This is a genomic window from Blastococcus sp. TF02-09 (genome assembly GCF_003319105.1).
Taxonomy (GTDB): Bacteria; Actinomycetota; Actinomycetes; order Mycobacteriales; family Geodermatophilaceae; genus Blastococcus.
Genome location: NZ_QOHH01000001.1, coordinates 297,572 through 312,133, shown reverse-complemented (window position 1 = coordinate 312,133; position 14,562 = coordinate 297,572). Strand labels below are relative to the sequence as shown.

The following is a 14,562-nucleotide window of genomic DNA, read 5'->3' as shown; positions in this document are numbered from 1 at the left end:
ATGGCGATTCCGGAGACGACCGGCGTCCCGCTCCCGGCGGGCAGCATCCTGGGGACGCGGGTGCTCCGCAGCGAGGACCCCGGGTTCCTCACCACGGGAGCCGTGTACACCGACGACCTCGTCGACGAGCGGCTGGCCGGCGCGGTGCACGCGACGTTCGTGCGCTCGCCGATCGCGCACGCGCGGATCGGGTCGATCGACGTCTCGGGCGCGACGGGGATGCCGGGCGTGGTCGCCGTGCTCACCGCCGACGAGCTGGGCGCGCCGGAGCAGCGGCCGATGATGCCGATGTACCCGGCGCCGATGATGCAGCCGCTGCTGGCCCGCGACGTCGTCCGCTACGTGGGCGAACCGGTCGCCGTCGTCCTCACCGAGGAGCGCTACCAGGGCGAGGACGCCGCGGAGCTGGTCGCCGTCGACTACGAGCCGCTGCCCGCCGTCGTCGATCCGGCGGACGCGCTGACCGACGAGGTGCTGCTGTTCCCCGAGGCCGGCACCAACGTCTGCTTCCGCAGCCCGGTCGCCGCCGCGCAGGCCGCGGCCGGGGAGGACCTGGCCGCCGCGGAGGGCGCCACCGACGACGGCCCCGCGGCCGCCGCTGACGCGTTCGCCGGCTGCGAGGTGGTGGTGTCCCAGGAGATCCTCAACCAGCGAGTGGCCGTGGCCCCGCTGGAGGTCCGCGCCGCCGCGGCGGCCTGGGACGAGGACGGCCGGCTGACGATCTGGCTGCCCAACCAGGGCGCCCAGGGCAGCAAGCGCTCGGTGCGCGGCATGCTGCGCCTCGGTGCCGACGCCGTCCGGGTGATCACGCCGGACGTGGGCGGCGCGTTCGGCGGCAAGTTCGGTGCCGACGTCGAGCACGCCGTGATCGCCCTGGCCGCCCGCTCCGTCGGCCGGCCGGCGCGGTGGGTGGAGACCCGCTCGGAGAACCTGGTCGCGATGACGCACGGCCGCGCCCAGGTGCAGACCGTCACCGTCGGCGGCGACCGCGACGGGACGATCCGGGCCTACCGGCTGCACGTCCTGCAGGACAGCGGCGCCTATCCCAAGTTCGGCGCGCTGCTGCCCTCGCTCACCCTGCTCATGGCGCCCGGCGTCTACGACGTCCCGGTGCTGGAGACGTCGTTCGCGAGCGTCGTCACGAACACGACCCCGGTGGGCGCCTACCGCGGAGCCGGGCGGCCCGAGGCCACGGCGGCCGTCGAGCGGGCCGTGGACCTGTTCGCCGCCGAGATCGGGATGGACCCGGCCGAGGTGCGGCGGAAGAACCTGATCCCGGCCTTCACCGAGCCGCGCCTGAGCAAGGGCGGCGCGCTGTACGACTCCGGGGACTACGCGGCGGCCCTGGACACGGTGCTCGCGGCGGCCGACTACGCGGGGCTCCGCGCCGAGCAGGCGGCCCGGCGCGAGCGGGGCGACGTCCGCCAGCTGGGCATCGGGCTCTCGGTGTACGTGGAGATCACCGGCGGCGGCTCGGAGTCCGGGGAGTCGCGCGAGAACGCGCTGGTCGAGGTGCACCCCGACGGGTCCGCGACGATCCTGACCGGCACCTCCCCGCACGGGCAGGGCCACTCGACGGTGTGGGCGATGCTGGCCAGCGAGGAGCTCGGCATCCCGGTCGAGCGGATCACCGTCCGCTGGGGCGACACGGACCTGGTCCCCGAGGGCGGCGGCACCGGCGGCTCGCGCAGCCTGCAGCAGGGCGGCGCCGCGGTCCGGCAGGCCACCGAGGAGCTGATCGAGCTCGCCCGGCAGCGGGCCGCCGACGAGCTCGAGGTCGACCCCGCCGACCTCGTGGTCGACCGGGACAACGCCGAGCTGCAGGTCGCCGGCGTCCCGGGCGCGGCCATCTCCTTCGCCGCACTCGCGGAGAAGGAGCGGTTGTTCGTCCGCAGCGTCTTCACCGCCCCGGGCGCCACGTACCCGTTCGGCGCGCACGTCGCCGTCGCCGAGGTCGACGTCGAGTCCGGCAAGGCCGAGCTCGTCCGGCTGATCGCCCTCGACGACGCCGGCGTGATCATGAACCCGCTGATCGCCGAGGGGCAGCGGCACGGCGGGCTGGCGCAGGGCGCAGCGCAGGCCCTGCTCGAGGAGGTCCTCTACGACCCCGACGGCAACCCGACGACGTCGACGTTCGCCGACTACCCGATCGTCTCGGCCACCGAGCTGCCCACCTTCGAGCTGGTCACCACCGAGACGCCGACCAGCTACAACCCGCTCGGCGCCAAGGGCATCGGCGAGGCGGGGACGATCGGCGCGACGCCGGCCGTGCAGAACGCCGTCGTGGACGCGGTCGCCCACCTGGGCGTGCGGCACGTCGACATGCCGACCACGCCAATGCGGGTCTGGCGGGCGATCCGGGCCGCCCGGCCGGCGAACTGACCGGCCGCGGCCTCACCCGTCGTCGGCCGTGCGCCGCTCCTCGGCGAGCCCGCGGGTGAACAGCGGCGGCAGGTAGCGCAGCATCAGCGCCGACCACACCACGTGGGTGAGCATCGACGCCTGGATGCCGCCGGTGATCCGGCGCTGCTGGGCGAAGAGCAGGCCCATCGGCACGCTGGCCAGCACCAGCGCCGGGTTCCGGGTGGCGGTCGTGGCCAGCCCGTAGACGGCGGTCGAGGCGAGCACCGGGCGGCGCGTGCCGGCCGCCGCGTAGACCGAGCCGCGGAAGAAGACCTCCTCCGCGGCGCCGTTGGCCAGCGTGGTGGTGAGCACCAGCGGCGTCGTCCCCTGGTCGGCGTAGCGGAGCACCGAGGCGATCGCCCGCTCGAGCACCGGGATCCGCCGGGCGACCAGCGCCGCGCCGTAGAAGGCGCCGAACGCGCCGATCCCGGAGAGCACCGGCGTGACGACCGGCCGGCGCAGCTGCTCCCCCGGCCCGAACATCCGGCCCAGGTGCAGCGGCCCGGACGCCAGCCCGCCGACCACCCAGGTGCCCGCGACCCCGAGCGTGAGCCCGTAGAACCGGGGCGAGCCCGGTGGCGTCGACAGCGAGACCCCGAGCAGCGAGGCACCGGCCACAGCGGTCGCCGCGGTGACCCGCCGGCGGCGGCGGAAGGCCTCGTCGCTCTCCCAGTGGTCGCGGGGCACGCTGCGCAGCAACGGCCCGGCGGCCCGGAGCATCCGCGCCCGGAGCCCGCGCCCCGATCCGCCGCCGCTCACCGGCGGGCTCCGCGGCTGAGCCATCCGCCGCGCCGGTCGCCGACCCGCCGCCGGCGCTCGCGGGCCCGCTCGACCAGGGCGGTCATCACCATGGCGTCGTAGTCCATCGGCTCGAAGGGCACGACCGACCGGACGGCGTCGTCGGTGACGACGACCTCGTTGGTCATGGAGTCGATCAGCGAGCGGCCGGTCGCCAGGTCGACGTCGGTGACCAGCGCCAGCCAGCGCGAGGACAGCTGCGGGCTGAGCAGCGGCACGGGGACGACGAACAGGTGCCGGTTCTGGATGTCGGCGACCCGGATGAGCATCTGCAGATAGGTGAGCACCTCCGGGCCGCCCACCTCGAACACCCGCCCGGTGGCCTCCGGCGCCTCGAGCACGCCGACGAGGTACCGGACGACGTCGGCGACCGCGATCGGCTGCGTCCGCGTGCTGACCCACCGCGGGGTGACCATGGCGGGCAGGTGGGCCACGAGCTGGCGGGTCATCTCCCACGACACCCCGCCGTGGCCGACGACGATGCCCGCGCGCAGCACGGTCACCGGCACCCCGGTCCCGCCCAGCAGCCGCTCGACCTCGCGACGGCTGCGCAGGTGCTTGGACAGCCGGTCGTCGTCCTTGCCCAGGCCGCCGAGGTAGATGATCCGGCCGACACCCGCCGCGGCCGCGGCCCGGGCGAAGGCGCGCGCCGCGTCGGCGTCCTTGCGCTCGAAGTCCGGGTCGTCCAGGGAGTGCACCAGGTAGTAGGCGGCCTCCGCGCCCTGGAGCGCCGTCCGCAGCGAGTCCTCGTCCCCGACGTCCCCGGCGACCGGCGTCCCGGGCCCGTCGTAGCGCTCCGGTCGCCGGGTCATCGCCCGGACCTCGTGCCCCGCCTCCTCCAGCGCGGCGGCCAGGCGGCTGCCCACGAACCCGGACGCGCCGGTGACCAGTACCTTCACCGGCCCAGCCTGGGGCCGGGACGCCGTCGCCGCACGCCGGGAACCCTGGTCAGCGGGCGCGGTGGTCCTGGGGTGTGGTGAGACGGAGGCTCTCCGGGAGCGACCGCAGCGCCTCGAGCAGCCCGGCCGGCAGCTCCTCGTTCACGTCGGTGAGCACGTAGCCCAGCTCGCCGCGGGTGGCCAGCACCTGGCCGTCGACGTTGAGGCCGTGCTCCCCCACGAGCGCGTCGACCCGGGCCAGGACGCCGGGCACGTTGCGGTGCAGCAGGGCGAACCGGGCCGCCGACTGCCCGTGCAGGACGACGGTGGGCACGTTGACGCCGAGCGTCGTCGTCCCGGCCCGCGAGTAGTTCACGAGCTTGCCGGCAACGAAGCGGCCGATGTCGCGCTGCGCCTCCTGGGTCGATCCGCCGACGTGCGGGGTGAGGACGACGTTGGGCAGCCCGCGCAGCACCGAGTCGAACGGGTCGCCCTGCTCGCGCGGCTCCTCGGGGAACACGTCGACCGCTGCGCCGGCGATGTGGCCGCTGAGCACGTGCTCGCGCAGCGCCTCGTGGTCGACGACGAAGCCGCGGGAGAGGTTGAGGAACAGGCTGCGCGGGCGCATGCGGGCGAACTGCTCGGCACCGAACAGCCCGGCGTTCCCGCCGCGGCCGTCCACGTGCAGGGTGACTGCCTCGGCCCGCTCGAGCAGCTCGTCGAGGGTGTCGCAGCGCTGCGCGTTGCCCAGGGCGAGCTTGTCCTCGAGGTCGTAGTAGACGACCCGCATGCCCAGCGCCTCGGCCAGCACCGACAGCTGGCTGCCGATGTTGCCGTAGCCGACGATGCCCAGCGTCCGCCCGCGGATCTCGTGGCTGCCCGCCGCGGACTTGTCCCACGTGCCGGAGTGCAGGGCGCGGTCCCGGTCGACCAGCCGCCGGGCCAGGATGATGATCTCCGCCAGCGCCATCTCCACCACGCTGCGGGTGTTGGAGAACGGGGCGTTGAACACCGCGACCCCGGCCTGCGCGGCCGCGCCCAGGTCGATCTGGTTGGTGCCGATGCAGAAGGCGCCGATGGCGAGCAGCTCCGGGCGGGCGGCGATCACGCCGGCGGTCACCTGGGTCTTGGACCGGATGCCCAGCAGGGTGACGCCGTCGAGCGCGTCGATCAGGTCGCCCTCGTCCAGGGCGCCGCGCCGCGTCTCCACGTCGTACCCGGCGGACTCGAGGAGCTCGACCGCCACCGGGTCGATGTTCTCCAGCAGCAGGGCTCTCGGCATGCCCCCGAATCTAGTCGCCCGGGTCGGCGGCGCTGACGCCGCGCCTCAGCTCGGCGAGGGCAGTGCCCAGATCCACCCGCGGCGCCCAGCCCCACCGCCGCGCCCGGTCGGTGCGCAGCTGCCCGGTCCAGACCGGCTCGTCGGTCCACTCGGGCGCGACCCCCAGCGCGTCGGTCACCGTGCCGAGGTAGTCCCGCCAGGTGGCCGGCTCGCCCGCGACGATCACCGGGGTCGCGCGCCCGGCGACCGGCCCACGCTCCGGGTCGTCGGCTGTGGCGACGGCACCCGTGGCGACGTCGGCGATGAACGCGGCGAGGTCGTCGACGTGCACCCAGGACCAGGTCTGCTCCGGGTTCGCCCGGCGGTGGCCGTCGCGCACCGCCCGGGGGCGCAGCGTGTTCCACACCGAGGTCTGCCCCGCGCCGATGATCGCCGGCGGCCGCACCAGCACGGTCGTGAGCCCCTCGACCTGCGCGAGCGCGGCGTCGGTGGCGTTCTTGGTGTCGGGGTAGGCGCCGCTGCCGTCGGGGGTGAGGGCGCCGTCCTCGGCCACGTCGCCCATCTCGGGCGAGCGGTCGTAGACCCCGGCCGTGGAGACGTGCACCAGCCGGGCCACCCCGTTCTCCCGGGCGGCCCGGGCGAGGACGGGCGTGCCCTCGGCGCCCACCCGGTGCTGCTCCTCGCGGGAGGAGCCCATCGGGTGGACCGTCGTGACGACGGCGTCGGCCCCGCGGGTCACCTCACGCGCGAAGCTCTCGTCGGCGAAGTCGCCGACGTGCTCGGTCACCCCGTCGAGCGCGGGCGCGCTGCCCGCCCGGCGGACGACGGCGCGCACCTGCGCCGACCGCGCGGCGAGGGCCCGGCACACCGCGGCGCCCACGAGTCCGTTGGCACCGGTCACGACGACGACGGGAGAGGAGTCGGCCATGGCCCCCACCCTGCCAGCGACCGCCCCGGTCACGCCCGGTGGGCCGCCCCGCAGGTCACCCGGTTGCCGCGCTCGGTGGACCGGACGAACACCCGCTGCCCGATGGGCTCACCGGTGGAGAGCAGCCCGAGCACGTCGTCGTCCCCGTCGTCGGTCCGGGCGAGGAACCGCCGGCCGTCGTCCGCCAGCCGGCCGACGACGACGCCGGTGCGGTTCCCCGCGCGTCCGTGCGTGACGGTGTACGTCTCGATCGTGGCCCAGCCGTCGGCCCGCCCGGCCTGCGCGGGAGCCGGCCAGCCGTCCACCCCGGCCTGCAGGGCGGCGCTGTCGTCGCCCCGCCAGGCGACCGGCGTCGTGGAGTAGACGCCCGCCGAGTACTTGCTCAGCATGCCGCCGTTGGCGCCGACGAAGCCGACGGTCCCGAGAGCGGTGCGCGCCCGCTGCACCGTCTCGGCGATGGCGTGCATGGAGTAGTTGTTGCCGGCGCCGCCGAAGAACGGCAGCCCGCCGGTGAGGGTGAGCCCGCGCGGGTCGTCGGGGGCCAGCCCCAGCCCGTCGACCGCCGTGACGGAGACGGCGACCGGGAAGCAGCTGTAGAAGTCGAAGGTCGCGAGGTCGGCCACCCCTACGCCGGCGACGTCGAGGGCGTGCCGGGCCGCGAGCACCGAGGCGGGGCTGCTGCCCAGGTCGGCGCGGTCCAGCGGGTCGCGCTCGCGCAGGTCGGCGTGCCCGTGCAGGAACACCCACTTCTCCTCCGGGACGCCGAGCCGCCGCGCCGCGGCTACCGACGCGAGCAGCACCGCCGCGCCCTGGTTCACCTGGTCCCGCGAGACGAGGTACCGGGGATAGGGGTCGGCGATCGGCCGGTTGGCCGGCGTCGGGGTGACGAGCTCGAGGGCGTCCCGCTCGACCGGCGCCGCGGCGTGCGGGTTGCGCGCGGCCACGCGCGTGAACGGAGCGAACAGCTCCCCCATCGTCCGGGCGTACTCCTCGCGCGGGAGGCCGAGCCGCGCCCGGCGCGCGTTCTCGAACAGCGCGTACATCGCCGGCGCGCCGGTGATGCCGTGCTCGCCCGCGCGCGGCGGGAACAGCCCGTCGAGCGCGTGACCGCGGTCCTCGAGGTCGCCGTCGACGTGCTCGGTGAAGTCGGGCCGGTCGGCCGCCGCCGCCAGGTGCCGCGCGGTGGAGATGGCCTCGGACCCGGCGAGCAGCACGACCTCGGCACCGCCCGCGGCGATCGTGGCGGCGAACTCGTTCACCAGGTGCTGGGGCGACTGCCCGCCGACCACCTCGAGGACCGCCCGCCGCGGTGCGGCACCGACCCGGCCGGCCACCGAGCGGGGGTAGTTGTCCGACCGGCCCAGCGGGGCGGTCGCCCCCGGCGAGGAGATCTCGAACTGGCGCACCCCGGCCACCGTGTCCACGGCGGCCGCGACGACTTCGGGGTGCGCCCCGGTGTCGGCGAGCGCCTCCCGGACGGCCGCGGCGGCGAGGTCCACGGCGGAGAGGCCGCGGTACCCGGGGCTGTCGATGCGCTCGGAGGACTGCCCGACGCCGACCAGCACCGGGGTCCGTGGATCGAGGCCTGCGAGGGTCATGCGCCGATCGTCTCCCACCACCCCGACGGCGGACCGGCCGGCGTGCCGGTGCCTACGGTGGAGCGATGTTCTTCCTCTTCGGGTTCGGCACCAAGGAGCAGCAACTCGGACCCGGAGCGGTCCGCACCTGCCCGAACTGCGGGAACACCACGACGTGGGCGCGGGTGCGGGTGGTCCGGCAGCTGACCGTCTTCTTCATCCCGGTCGCCCGGTGGGGACGGCGGCAGTTGGAGGTCTGCGGCATCTGCGGGTGGGCCGTCGAGGTCTGAGCGCGTCGTCAGCCGCCGGCGGTCAGGAGCCGGCCCATCTGCTCGTGCACGGCCTGGATCGCCTGCAGCGGCCGGATCATGACGCGGAACTCGACGATGCGGCCGGTTCCGTCGACGGTGATGATGTCGACGCCGTTGACGTACCTCCCCCCGACGCTGGTCTCGAACTCCAGCACCGCGGTGTCGCCGGCGAGCACCTCCTTGGTGTAGCGGAAGGTGCCGGCCTCCCCACCGCCGAGCGCGCGCGCCGCCGTCTCGAGGTACACGGTGGTGATCTCCTTGCCGCGCTGCGGCGCGAACACCACCGGCGACCAGAAGACGACGTCGTCGGCGAGCAGCTCGTCGAGGCCGCCCGGCAGCTCGCCGGCCAGGTAGCGGTGCCAGCGGGCGATCACGTCGTCGATCACGGAGCCTCCTCGTCCCAGCGGCACGCGTGCGCGCGCCGCGACGGATGCTGCCCTGTCGACGCGTCGCTGGTGGACGCCGACGACGCGCGCCGCTCGCTAGTGTTCCGGGTCACACCCCGAGGAGGCACGCCCGTGGCCCGTCCCACCCCCGCCGACGAGCAGCTGGTCCACCAGCTGCCCGAGCTGCTCCCCGCGGTCGCGACGCCGCACCCGCACTGGCGGGAGAGCCACTTCTTCGACGTGCACGACCCCTCGGGCACCGGGGACGCCGTCTTCTTCACGATGGCCGTGCGCCCGGGGCGGGGCGAGATGGACAGCCTGCAGATGGGCCGGGTCGGCGGCGAGCAGCTCCTGCACGGCAGCGCCCGGCCGCTCGGCGACGACCCGCAGACCCCCGAGGTGCCCGGCGCCCGCGTCGAGATCGTCAAGCCCTGGCAGGAGGTCCGGCTCTGGGCCGACCCCGACGCCGGCCCGATCGGCGTCGACCTGACCTTCACCGCCCGCACCCAGCCGTACGGGCTGCGCCGCGGCACCATGCGCGCCACCGACGGCGTCGTCTGGGACCAGAGCCACATCCTGCAGTCGGGCACCTGGACGGGCACGTACACGATGGGCGGCACCGAGCACCCCGTCGACGGGTGGACCGGCCAGCGCGACCACTCGTGGGGCGTCCGCGACCACGCCCGCTGCCCGCTCTGGCTCTGGTTCCAGATCCAGCTGGAGGACGGGATGCTCGGCATCTGGCACTGGGAGCTGGCCAACGGCGCGCCCGTCTACACCGACGGCTGCTGGGCCGCCGCCGACGGCAGCGACCCGGTGCCGCTGGTCGGGTTCACCTACGACGTCGACTGGCGCGGCCCGGACGGCGCCGTCGCGGCCTACGGGAAGAACGGCGAGCAGGTGGCCGGGCTCGCGGGCAGCTGCCGGTTCGTCCTCGCCGACGGCCGGACGATCGAGGTCGAGGCCGCGGGCGATTTCGTGCGGCCCTACGAGCCGTTCCACCGCGGCGGGCTGAACGTCGTCCGGGTGCGCACCGGCGACGGCCGCTCCGGGACGGCGGTGTACGAGGTGACCGGCGCCCGCCACCACCGCTTCTTCCCCGACACCGACGTGGAGGGGGTCCTGCCGTGCTGAGCATCGCCGACACCCCGGACGCGCTGACCGCTGACTGGCTGACCGCCGCGCTGACGGCGTCGGGCAGCCTCGCGGAGGGACGCGTCCTCACCGCCGACGTCCGCCCCCTCGGCACCGGCCAGATGTGCGACAGCGCGCGGATCCGGCTGCGCTACGACGCCCCGGGCGCGGGGCCGGCCTCGCTGGTCGCCAAGCTGCCCGCCGCGGACGAGGGCAGCCGCGCCACCGCGAAGGCCTTCCGCTCCTACGAGAAGGAGGTCCGCTTCTACCAGGAGCTGGCCGACCGGCTCCCGGTGCGCACGCCCCGACTGCACTACGCCGACCTCGACGTCGCGACGGCGTCCTTCGTGCTGCTGCTGGAGGACCTCGCGTCCGCCGAGCCCGGCGACCAGCTGACCGGGTGCGACGTCGACGTCGCCGCGGCTGCCGTGGCGGAGCTGGTCAACCTGCACGCCCCGCTGTGGGGCGACCCCGCGCTGTCCGAGCTCGAGTGGCTGCATGGCGACCCCGAGGGCCGGGGCGCCCTGCTCGGGGAGGTCCTGCCGATGCTGTGGGCCGGCTTCCAGGAGCGGTACGCGGCCGCGCTGCCGCCGCACGTGGTGCAGGCCGGCGAGATCTATTTCAGCCGGCTCGCCACCGGCCGGGCGGCCGACCGGGTCGCCACGATCACGCACACCGACTACCGGCTGGACAACCTGCTCATCGCCCCGGACGGTGCCGTCACCGTCGTCGACTGGCAGACCTGCGGCACCGGGGTCGGGCCCAGCGACCTCGCGTACTTCCTGGGCGCGGGCCTGCTCCCCGAGGTGCGGCGGGAGGCCGAGGACCGGCTGGTCCGGAGCTACCACGACGGCCTGGTCGCCGCCGGGGTCGCCGGCTACGGCTGGGACGAGTGCTGGCTCGACTACCGCAGGGGCACCTGGGCCGGTCTGTCGATGGCGGTGCTGGCCTCCATGAGCGTGAAGCGCACCGACCGCGGCGACGCGATGTTCCTCGCCATGGCCGACCGGCACGCGCGGCACGCCCTCGACCTCGACGCCGCCGACGTCCTCTGATCCCCCGCCCGGACCGGCTCAGCGGGACGTGTGCGCGTCCCGGATGAGCAGCGCGAACGGCACGGCGATGAAGGCGCACGTGGCGGTCAGCAGGTAGACGACGGCGAACGGCCCGGCGGTCGTGGCGTCGCCCGCCAGCGCGGTGAACAGCCCGATGCCGACGACGGCGCCGATCTGGTTCGCCGTCTGCTGGAGCGAGGTCGCCAGCCCGAAGTCGCGCTCGTCCACGGCGTGGCCCATGGCCGACGTCAGCCCCGGCTGCGCGTGCCCGAACGCCCAGCCCGACAGCGGCAGCGCCAGGGCGATGGCGACGACCGACGTGGTGAGGGCCCCGACGGTCATCGAGGCCATCACCAGACCGAGGCCGAGCGCGGCGACCGCCACCAGCCGGCGTTCGCCGAACCGCTGCCCCCAGCGGGAGGCCGTCGGTGCCGCGCCCACGATGAAGACCGCACGCGGCACGCTCAGCAGCGAGGTGAGACCCGCCGACAGCCCCATCACCGACTGCAGAAGCAGCGGGGTGAGCACGAAGTTGCCCATCCACCCCGCCCCCAGGAAGAAGCTCGCCGCGGTGACCACGCGGGTGTTGCGCGACGACAGCACCCGGAGCGGCAGCAGCGGGTGCGGCGCCCGGCGCTCGATGACCACCAGGGCCCGGACGGCGAACGGGACGGCGACCAGGCAGGCGATCGGCACCGGTGACGGGCCCCAGACCCCGAGCCGGTTGACGCCGAAGGTGAGCGCGAGCGTGGCCAGCGCCAGGGCCAGCGCCCCGGGCAGGTCCAGCGGGATCCGCTCGCGCTCCCCCGGGTCGGCCGGCAGCACGAGGATGGCCGCTCCCAGCGCCGCGACGCACACGGCCGCCTGGACGGCGAAGATGACCCGCCAGCCGACCAGGTCCACGAGCGGGCCGCCGATGACGACGCCGACGACGGCCGCGCCGGCCAGCACGGCCGAGGCCAGCGAGGAGACCCGCACCCGCTGCTCGGGCGGGTGCGCGCGGAAGAGCATGGCGAACGAGCTCGGGATCGTGGCCGCGGAGCCGAGCTGGGAGATGGTGCGCGCGGTGATCAGGCTGCCGGCGTCCCAGGCCAGCGCCGTCCCCACCGCGAAGAGCGCGGCGACGGCCATCCCGGTGAGGAACAGCCTCCGGTGCCCCCGCAGGTCCCCGAGCCGCCCCAGCACCGGTGTGCTGACCGCGGCGGCCAGCAGCGGCGCCGTCGTCACCCACAGCACCGTCGACGGCGAGGAGTCCAGGTCGACCGCGATCGGCTGGACGGCGATGGTGAGGATCGTCGCCGGGAAGGTGGTGGCGAACATGCCGGCGAGGCAGGCCACCAGGATCCACCGGCGGCGCTCGGGCCGCGGGACGTCGGGCTGCCCGGACATCAGGCCGAGAGCACCGCCCAGCCCCGGGCCGGCAGCTGCACGCGGTCGCCGGCCAGCCGGCCGGTTCCGCACTCCGCCGTCGTGGCGTCCGCGGCGGGCAGCTCGACAGCCTCGGCCGACAGGTTGAGGGCGACGACGACCGCCGCGCCCGCGGTGCCGGACCGGAGCACGACCTGCTCGTTGGCCAGGTGGACGACGTCGGTGTGCGCTCGCGTCAGCCAGGGGTGCCGCCGGCACAGGGCGATCAGCGCCCGGTGCGCGTCCAGCGTCCCGCGGGCGGTCGCGTCCAGCTCCGACGCGTCGGGCGGCCGCGGGGGGAACTCGGGCCGCACCGCGTCGTCGCCACCGAGCCGCTGCTCCTTGACGCCGGTCCAGCCGTACTCGTCACCGGCGTAGACGCTCGGCACGCCGGCCACGGTGAACAGCACGGCCAGCGCGTGCGGCACCAGCTCGGGACCCACCGCCGAGGCGATCCGGGTGACGTCGTGGTTGCCGACGAAAGTGGACGGCAGGAAGGTCGCCAGCAGCCCGTTGTGCCGCTCCAGGGCGTGGGTCAGCTCGAAGAAGTTCCGGTCGGCGATGCCGTGCCAGAGGGCCTGCCACAGCTCGTACTGGGTGAGCGAGTCCACCGTCGAGGCCCGGACGAACCGGGCGGCGTCCCCGTGGATGACCTCGCCGGTGAACCAGGCGTGGGGGTGGGTGCGGCGCACCTCGGGGAGCACCCGCGCCCAGAACTCCGGCGGCACCGCGTAGGCGGCGTCCAGCCGCCAGCCGTCGGCCCCGCGGTCGAGCCAGTGGCGCAGCACCGCGACCACCAGCTCGGCGACCTCCGGCGAGGAGTGGTCCAGGGCGACGAGCTGGTCGTGCCCCTCGAAGACGTCGGCGCGCACGGGCTCCCCCGGCCGCCAGCCGTCCCGGTCGAAGCGGAACAGCCCCGCGGTCGGCGCCGCGGGCCCGTCGGCCTCCACCGCGGCGAACGCCGGGTGGCCGCGGCCGACGTGGTTGAAGACGCCGTCCAGGCAGACCCGGATGCCGCGGGCGGAGCAGGCGTCGATCAGCCGCCGGAGGTCGTCCTCGGTGCCCAGCCGCGGGTCCACGCGGAAGTGGTCGACGGTGTCGTAGCCGTGGGTCTGCGCGGCGAAGACCGGCCCCAGCGCCAGGCCGTTCAGCCCCAGCTCGACGACGTGGTCCAGCCAGGCGTGCAGCCGGTCCAGCCGCGGCACCGGGCCCTCGACCGGGCCCTCGGGACGGATCGGGGCGCCGGTGAAGCCGAGCGGGTAGACGTGCCACCAGAGGACGGTGTCGGCCCAGTCCGCGCTCACGACGCGTCCGCGACGAAGTTCCGCCAGTTGCGCATGTACTCGACGAACACCGGCGAGAGGCCCTCGGCGGCGAGGTGGTCGGGGCTGACCGGCGTCGGCACCGGCACGAACGCGTCGTCGCGACGCACCTGCTCGGGGAAGTCGTGGTGCAGGATCGCGGCGCGGCCGACCAGCACGAAGTCCGCCCCGCGCTCGAGCGTCTCGGCGGCAGCGCGCCCGCTGCGCACCTTGCCCGCCACACCCAGCGCGGTGGTGCCGCGGTCGAGATCGGTGAACCAGTCCATCAGCGGGCGGCCGGCGTACTCCTCCTCGACCGGCGCCTTGGTCACGTCCCACAGCGACATGTCCAGGTAGTCGACGTCACCCCGGCCCATCAGCTCGGCGGCGACGTCCCGGATCTCGCCCAGGCGCAGGCCGAAGCGCTCCGGCGAGAGCCGCACGCCGACCTGGAAGCCGGGGCCGCACCGCTCGCGGACGGCGTCCAGGATCTCCCCCAGCAGGCGGGCCCGGTTCTCCAGGGAACCCCCGTAGCCGTCGGTGCGCCGGTTGATCTCCGGCGAGAGGAACTGGGCGACGACGTACCCGTGCGCGCCGTGCACCTCGATGCCGTCGAAGCCGGCCTGCTCGGCCCGCTGGGCGGCGGCGGCGAAGTCCTCGACCAGCCGGCCGACCTCGTCGGGAGTCAGCGCCCGGGCGCCGGTCTCCTCGTCGTCCGAGGGGCCCACCGGCTGCCCGACCAGCTCCTGCGGCGAGCGGATGCCGGCGTGGTGCAGCTGCAGCGCGGACAGCGACCCGGCGTCCTTGAGCGCGGCGGCCAGCCGGGTCAGGCCGGGCAGGTGGTCGTCGGAGAAGACGCCGAGCTGACCGGGGAAGCCCTGCCCGCCGGCCTGCACGTGCGCGGCGCAGGACATGGTCAGCCCGTGGCCGCCGCGCGCCCGCAGCGCCAGCCAGTGCAGCTCCTCGTCGGAGAGCCGCCCGTCGGGGTGGCTCTGCGTGTTGGTGAGCGGGGCCAGCCACACGCGGTTGGGTGCGGCCGGGCCGTGGGCCAGCGTCAGGGGCGCGAAGAGGTCGGACACCCGGCCGAGCGTACGGAGGGGCA

General features: G+C 75.3%; 13 protein-coding genes. 4 read left to right on the top strand and 9 right to left on the bottom strand.

Going from position 1 to position 14,562, the window contains the following annotated elements:
* The gene (locus DQ239_RS01455; RefSeq protein WP_113832672.1) at nt 1-2,382 is read left to right on the top strand and encodes a xanthine dehydrogenase family protein molybdopterin-binding subunit; all 2,382 of its coding nucleotides are present in this window, start codon (nt 1-3) and stop codon (nt 2,380-2,382) included.
* A gap of 12 nt (nt 2,383-2,394) precedes the next feature.
* Here DQ239_RS01455 and DQ239_RS01450 read toward each other — a convergent pair whose 3' ends face one another.
* The 5 genes from DQ239_RS01450 to DQ239_RS01430 are packed head-to-tail and all read right to left on the bottom strand — an operon-like array spanning nt 2,395 to nt 7,887.
* Complete coding sequence (locus DQ239_RS01450; protein WP_233488617.1) at nt 2,395-3,162, bottom strand: type II CAAX endopeptidase family protein; 768 nt, start codon at nt 3,160-3,162, stop codon at nt 2,395-2,397.
* Complete coding sequence (locus DQ239_RS01445; protein WP_113832481.1) at nt 3,159-4,100, bottom strand: NAD(P)H-binding protein; 942 nt, start codon at nt 4,098-4,100, stop codon at nt 3,159-3,161. The genes DQ239_RS01450 and DQ239_RS01445 overlap by 4 nt, the downstream gene beginning before the upstream one ends.
* A 49-nt stretch (nt 4,101-4,149) precedes the next feature.
* On the bottom strand, nt 4,150-5,361 hold the full coding sequence (gene serA, locus DQ239_RS01440; RefSeq protein ID WP_113832480.1) for a phosphoglycerate dehydrogenase: 1,212 nt from the start codon (nt 5,359-5,361) through the stop codon (nt 4,150-4,152).
* A gap of 10 nt (nt 5,362-5,371) precedes the next feature.
* Nucleotides 5,372-6,289, bottom strand: coding sequence for an NAD-dependent epimerase/dehydratase family protein (locus tag DQ239_RS01435; RefSeq protein WP_113832479.1), 918 nt, complete (start codon nt 6,287-6,289; stop codon nt 5,372-5,374).
* A gap of 29 nt (nt 6,290-6,318) precedes the next feature.
* A complete protein-coding gene (locus tag DQ239_RS01430) occupies nt 6,319-7,887 on the bottom strand; it encodes an acetyl-CoA acetyltransferase (RefSeq protein ID WP_113832478.1) in 1,569 nt (522 codons plus the stop codon).
* A gap of 65 nt (nt 7,888-7,952) precedes the next feature.
* Between DQ239_RS01430 and DQ239_RS01425 the strand changes: the two genes are divergently transcribed.
* A complete protein-coding gene (locus DQ239_RS01425) occupies nt 7,953-8,156 on the top strand; it encodes a zinc-ribbon domain-containing protein (RefSeq protein WP_113832477.1) in 204 nt (67 codons plus the stop codon).
* A gap of 8 nt (nt 8,157-8,164) precedes the next feature.
* Here DQ239_RS01425 and DQ239_RS01420 read toward each other — a convergent pair whose 3' ends face one another.
* The gene (locus tag DQ239_RS01420; RefSeq protein WP_113832476.1) at nt 8,165-8,563 is read right to left on the bottom strand and encodes a nuclear transport factor 2 family protein; all 399 of its coding nucleotides are present in this window, start codon (nt 8,561-8,563) and stop codon (nt 8,165-8,167) included.
* A gap of 132 nt (nt 8,564-8,695) precedes the next feature.
* Here DQ239_RS01420 and DQ239_RS20240 point away from each other — a divergent pair, with 132 nt between their 5' ends.
* Both DQ239_RS20240 and DQ239_RS01410 read left to right on the top strand, forming a co-directional pair.
* Nucleotides 8,696-9,697: a hypothetical protein gene (locus DQ239_RS20240; protein WP_158544757.1), complete on the top strand. Its 1,002-nt coding sequence runs from the start codon at nt 8,696-8,698 to the stop codon at nt 9,695-9,697.
* Nucleotides 9,691-10,752 (top strand): aminoglycoside phosphotransferase family protein, encoded by a 1,062-nt coding sequence (locus DQ239_RS01410; RefSeq protein ID WP_113832475.1) that lies wholly within the window; start codon nt 9,691-9,693, stop codon nt 10,750-10,752. The genes DQ239_RS20240 and DQ239_RS01410 overlap by 7 nt, the downstream gene beginning before the upstream one ends.
* An 18-nt stretch (nt 10,753-10,770) precedes the next feature.
* Here DQ239_RS01410 and DQ239_RS01405 read toward each other — a convergent pair whose 3' ends face one another.
* The 3 genes from DQ239_RS01405 to DQ239_RS01395 are packed head-to-tail and all read right to left on the bottom strand — an operon-like array spanning nt 10,771 to nt 14,539.
* A complete protein-coding gene (locus DQ239_RS01405) occupies nt 10,771-12,141 on the bottom strand; it encodes an MFS transporter (RefSeq protein WP_147251957.1) in 1,371 nt (456 codons plus the stop codon).
* Nucleotides 12,141-13,463, bottom strand: a complete 1,323-nt coding sequence (locus DQ239_RS01400; protein WP_113832473.1) for an alpha-amylase family protein — start codon at nt 13,461-13,463, stop codon at nt 12,141-12,143. Before DQ239_RS01400 ends, DQ239_RS01405 begins: the two co-directional genes overlap by 1 nt.
* Entirely contained in the window at nt 13,460-14,539 is a 1,080-nt protein-coding gene (locus DQ239_RS01395; RefSeq protein ID WP_113832472.1) for an NADH:flavin oxidoreductase, read from the bottom strand. The genes DQ239_RS01400 and DQ239_RS01395 overlap by 4 nt, the downstream gene beginning before the upstream one ends.
* Nucleotides 14,540-14,562: the final 23 nt, after the last annotated feature.

What these genes read in the sequence shown, in the direction of transcription:
- DQ239_RS01455 (WP_113832672.1), top strand. Translation starts at nt 1, where the DNA reads ATGGCGATTCCGGAGACGACCGGCGTCCCGCTCCCGGCGGGCAGCATC.
- serA (WP_113832480.1), bottom strand. Translation starts at nt 5,361, where the DNA reads ATGCCGAGAGCCCTGCTGCTGGAGAACATCGACCCGGTGGCGGTCGAG.
- DQ239_RS01435 (WP_113832479.1), bottom strand. Translation starts at nt 6,289, where the DNA reads ATGGCCGACTCCTCTCCCGTCGTCGTCGTGACCGGTGCCAACGGACTC.
- DQ239_RS01430 (WP_113832478.1), bottom strand. Translation starts at nt 7,887, where the DNA reads ATGACCCTCGCAGGCCTCGATCCACGGACCCCGGTGCTGGTCGGCGTC.
- DQ239_RS01425 (WP_113832477.1), top strand. Translation starts at nt 7,953, where the DNA reads ATGTTCTTCCTCTTCGGGTTCGGCACCAAGGAGCAGCAACTCGGACCC.
- DQ239_RS01405 (WP_147251957.1), bottom strand. Translation starts at nt 12,141, where the DNA reads ATGTCCGGGCAGCCCGACGTCCCGCGGCCCGAGCGCCGCCGGTGGATC.